The organism is Paraburkholderia sp. UCT2, from assembly GCF_014397665.1.
GTDB lineage: Bacteria > Pseudomonadota > Gammaproteobacteria > Burkholderiales > Burkholderiaceae > Paraburkholderia > Paraburkholderia tuberum.
In genome coordinates this window covers 1-4,558 of record NZ_VZQO01000100.1, presented here as the reverse complement: position 1 = coordinate 4,558, position 4,558 = coordinate 1, and the positions used below count along the sequence as shown (strand labels likewise).

At 58.2% G+C, this 4,558-nt stretch carries 5 protein-coding genes; 4 read left to right on the top strand and 1 reads right to left on the bottom strand.

The genetic code is table 11. The annotated features are described in order from the left end of the window. Window positions 1–625 precede the first annotated feature (625 nt). The 4 genes from F6X39_RS35660 to F6X39_RS35645 all read left to right on the top strand — a co-directional run bounded on the left by F6X39_RS35660 (window position 626) and on the right by F6X39_RS35645 (window position 4,042). Window positions 626–2,092 carry a mechanosensitive ion channel gene (locus tag F6X39_RS35660; protein ID WP_187620087.1) on the top strand — a complete coding sequence of 489 codons (1,467 nt, stop codon included), beginning with the start codon at window positions 626–628 and terminating at the stop codon, window positions 2,090–2,092. Between the two features lie 130 nt (window positions 2,093–2,222). Continuing rightward, window positions 2,223–3,317 (top strand): IS630 family transposase, encoded by a 1,095-nt coding sequence (locus F6X39_RS35655; RefSeq protein WP_187620086.1) that lies wholly within the window; start codon window positions 2,223–2,225, stop codon window positions 3,315–3,317. Further along, the gene (locus tag F6X39_RS35650; RefSeq protein WP_187620085.1) at window positions 3,314–3,556 is read left to right on the top strand and encodes a DUF6429 family protein; all 243 of its coding nucleotides are present in this window, start codon (window positions 3,314–3,316) and stop codon (window positions 3,554–3,556) included. Before F6X39_RS35655 ends, F6X39_RS35650 begins: the two co-directional genes overlap by 4 nt. 240 nt (window positions 3,557–3,796) lie before the next feature. Then, a complete protein-coding gene (locus F6X39_RS35645; protein WP_187620084.1) occupies window positions 3,797–4,042 on the top strand; it encodes a hypothetical protein in 246 nt (81 codons plus the stop codon). Window positions 4,043–4,315: 273 nt separating this feature from the next. Here the strand turns inward: F6X39_RS35645 and F6X39_RS36435 are convergent. Beyond that, window positions 4,316–4,558, bottom strand: a 243-nt coding sequence (locus F6X39_RS36435) for a hypothetical protein (RefSeq protein ID WP_222945419.1), incomplete at its 5' end; no start/stop codon positions are given.

The window sequence follows — 4,558 nt, the reverse complement described above, 5'->3', positions numbered from 1 at the left end:
GCACATCGACGCCCTCGTTGCACGCAAACGCGAAGCCCGTCACCATCCCGGCCTCGACCATCTCGCCTGCGCAGCGCCGGCCAGTCACACGCTCATGCTGCGTGCGGCTGAACGCGGCGCCAATCTGAGGCTTGGCCGGGATTCGCAAATACCTGAAGCTTCAGATATTCACGAATCCCGGCCAGGCCTCCAAATGCATTCCGCTAGTTTTGCCGGGCGTCAAAAATCGGACTCGTCCCATTGTTTGCGTCGCCTGAGGCCCGTAATCTCGAAGGTGGCTAGGTTCCCCAAATGGGGACGGCCGCCCGAGCAGTGCACGCTCATTTCCCGCCCTTGCCCCCCGGCAGGGCGGGGCATTTTCGCCGTTGCCTGTTGTGGCATCCGATACGTGCCCGTCCTCATGCCGCGGGCGATTCACTCCAACCTGGCCTCGCGAAACGGCGCGTTGGCCGACAAGCTCCGGTCAATCATGAACCAATTTTCGAAGCCTCATGCGATCGCCCTGCATAGCCGGCATTGGCAACTTGAAAGTCGACGCAAGCCGATTTATCGACCTTCCTAGCGCGCTAGTGCAAGGGACAATTCTGATCCTTAGCTACATCACAAAACTTTCGGTAGAGAAAAAATGGATTTGACCAGTTTCTTTGGCACGCTCGAAAACACTCTAGGCGGCTTTTTACCCAATATCGCGAGTGCACTCGGCATTCTGGTCGCTGGATGGATGGTTGCACTGCTCACTCGCGCCGGGGCCCGCAAGCTGCTCTCTGCGCTCAAGGTCAATCAGCGCATTGCAGACAGCACGAAGCAAGCCACCCAGGTCGAGAATGCCATTGCCGGCGGTCTGTTCTGGCTTGTTCTGCTGATTACCGCCGCCGGGGTCTTCAATGTCCTGAATCTGTACGCGGTCTCTAATCCGTTTTCGCTTCTTGTCACCAAGATTTTGAACTATCTGCCGAACCTGATCGGCGGCACTGTGCTTGCGCTGATCGCATGGCTAATCGCGTCGCTATTGCGCGCGGCGACTGACAGGGGGCTGCGCGCGAGCAAGCTTGACAGCAAATTATCCGAGCTCACCGGCATGGGTCCGACGAACGCGTATGTGTGTAACGTAGTCTTCTCGCTCGTCATCCTGTTGTTCATTCCGGCTGTGCTCGCGGCATTCGATCTGAACGGCCTGCTCACGCCTGTACAGGGCATGCTCGACAAGCTGCTTGCGATTATGCCGAATCTCTTCGCGGCCGCTGCGATCGGGACTGTCGGCTGGATTCTTGCGAGGATACTGCGCGGGCTTGTCATCAATCTGCTGGCAGCAGTCGGTGCGGACAAGCTCATTCAGGACGTCGCCGACAACCCGCCCCCCGTGCGGCTATCAATTCTCTTCGGAACCGTGGTTTATATCTTCGTGCTCGTGCCGACACTGATCTCTGCACTTGACGCACTGAAGATCGAAGCAATATCGGGACCCGCCACGCGCATGCTCGATCAGTTTCTGAGCGCCGTGCCGGATATCGTCGCAGCCGTGGTCATTCTGCTGGTGACGTTCTATGTGGCACGCTTCGTCGCAGCACTTGTACAGAAGCTACTAGTGACGGCAGGTGTGGACGGGTTGCCGGCGGTCCTCGGTCTCGACACGGTTCTGTGCGGCCCGTTGCAGCCGTCGGTACTGGCCTCACGACTCGTGTTTTTCTTCGGGATGTTGTTCGCCGCGGTGGAAGCTGCCAATTGCCTAGGCTTTGCCCAGGTCCGCGACATGGTCACGCTCTTTATTGAGTTCGGCGGCCACATTCTCATGGGCATCGTGATCTTGATCATCGGGTTCTGGCTGTCGGGTCTTGCACGGCGTGTGATTGAGCAGGCCAATCGAGAGTACTGCGCGCTGCTCGCCCGCGTCGCGCAATTTGCAATCCTCGGACTTGTGTTCGCCATGGGACTACGCGCAATGGGTATTGCCAACGAAATCGTGCAACTTGCGTTTGCTTTGGTGCTGGGCGCGATCGCAGTAGCTGTGGCGCTGTCGTTCGGGTTTGGCGGACGCGAAGCGGCCGCCAAGCTGCTCGATCGATGGTTCGATACCCGTGGTGACGAGAAGTAGCCGCGCCGGATTTTGAACATTCCCGGCGCCGGACGCCCGATCTGTACTAGTGTCGTGAGTTAAAAATTCATTGAAATATGTTCGCTGCGTACTAAAGTGTCTTGTGTAGCACTGGTATGAGGACGTGGCGATGAGCGGAAGACCTAAGGCGGAGCTTGTGCTGAGCGAATCGGAGCACGAACAGCTTAAGGCGTTGACGATGCGACGCAAGACAGCGCAGGCGTTGGCTTTGCGAGCGCGCATCGTGCTGGCCTGTGCCGATGGCATGGACAACCGGATGGTCGCAAAGGCACAGCGTGTAAGTCAGCAGACTGTTTGCAAGTGGCGCGCGCGCTTCGTTGCAGACCGTCTGGATGGATTGCTCGACGCGCCGCGCCCAGGCGCGCCCCGAACGATCGATGATTCGCGCGTCGACGCAGTGATCGCGAAGACGCTCGAGTCTGTCCCTGCGGTGGCCACGCACTGGAGCACGCGTACGATGGCGCGCGAGATGAACCTCTCGCAAACGGCAGTGACCCGGATCTGGCGAGCTTTCGGGTTGCAGCCGCACCGGCAGGAGACCTTCAAACTTTCCAGCGATCCGCTGTTTGTCGACGAGGTTCGCGATATCGTCGGGCTTTACCTCGATCCGCCGCTCAAGGCCATGGTGTTGTGCGTGGACGAGAAGAGCCAGATCCAGGCGCTGGACCGCACGCAGCCCATCCTGCCGTTGGCACCGGGCATTCCCGAGCGGCGCACCCATGATTACATGCGTCACGGCACGACCACGCTGTTCGCGGCATTGGACATCGCCACCGGTGAAGTGATCGGGGAGTTGCACCGACGCCATCGCACCAGCGAATTTCTGCAGTTCCTGCGCACGATCGAAGCCAACGTTCCGCAGTCGCTGGATGTGCATCTGGTGATGGATAATTACGGCACGCATAAGACGCCCTCGATCAAGGCGTGGTTCGCTCGCCATCCTCGCTTCCATGTTCATTTCACGCCGACCTCGGCGTCGTGGCTCAATCAGGTTGAACGATGGTTCGCCACGCTCACAGAGAAGTACCTTCGACGCGGCACGCATCGTTCGACACGCCAACTCGAAGACGCCATCCGCCATTACCTTGAAGGCTACAACGCAAATCCCCATCCCTTCGCCTGGAGCAAGTCGGCCGATGAGATCCTGACCAGCCTTGAACGGTTTTGCGTGCGGGTCCAGAAGGTCGAAGGACGCGCGCGATGAACATCAATACCGACGCGATCGACGAAGTCGCCCTCGCACTTCTTTACCTGACCCTGCACGATCACAACCGGGCATGGAAGGGCTTCGACTGGGATGTGCTGAATCGGCTCTACGAACGAGGCCTCATTGGCGACCCGGTTAATAAAACGAAGTCTGTCATCTTCACCGAAGAAGGATTACGTGAGTCCGAGCGGCTCTTTAAGCAGCACTTCGTCATCGCTGACAGTACAGGACATTAATACAACGAACTTCCAACTCACGACACTAGCCGAACGTGAACCTATGTGCCCGAACTAGCGTCCAGATAATCAACTGGTTGCGAGTTTCGGTTGAAGCGAACTGACGGCGGTCAACGGAATGGGCAAGTGGGCGAGACCGGCCGCGTCGAGGAGGGGGCGAGGCAGTTTTGTGTTGTCATGGATGTATTTCCGCAGGATGAGGGCGAACGGGATTACGGCGCGCTGCGCCGGACATGAAGCATGGACCTTAACTGCCAGATCGACTACCGCAATAGCGCCGTAGATTGCGGTACCGAATATCTTGGATTTGATTGGTGGGACGACGCTCGCAACGAAGTGCACTTTACGTTCTTCGCATGTGCGCCATACGAGAACATAAGACCGCTGCCAGCAAGAGTCGGCTCGGGCGGTGATGACGTGGCAGTGAGCGACCTGATCGATGCGCTGCTGCTGGTTCGATTGATTACCGACGGCCAAGCTGGCTGACGCGCCGGTCGTCAGCAACGCCGCACAAGCGGCCCTTTGGGAGTCGATAGGACGGGCGAACGGTTGGGTCTCGATGTCGAAGCCAGAGAAGGACGATTACCGCGTTCGACATGACCTGTTGAGATAGATAGAGACCCCATGCTGTCGCGTTGGCAAACCGCTGCTGGGCGCTAGAAAAGCGCAACAGCTCCGTATATACCACTTGTCGAGGCCAGATTGAAATGTCCGGGTTGCGACTTTTTAGAAATGTCCGGTTTTGAGGTTCAGAAATATCTATGTTAGGGGGCTTTTGAGCACCGAGCCAACCCGCATTCCGGCAGTTCCCAGAATCGCTTCATTCAACTGCGCCCGGGTCAGCTCGCGCTGCTTGCGGGTGCCCACCTTGCGCTCTGTTAGCGGCGGTGTAAAAGCGCCACTAGATGGCGGCGCAAGGTTGAGTAAATGCACCAACAACAGGGGGCGGTTACGGCCCGCTGTTGTTGGGTGATGGTCGTCAGAATGGATCATCGATGTCGC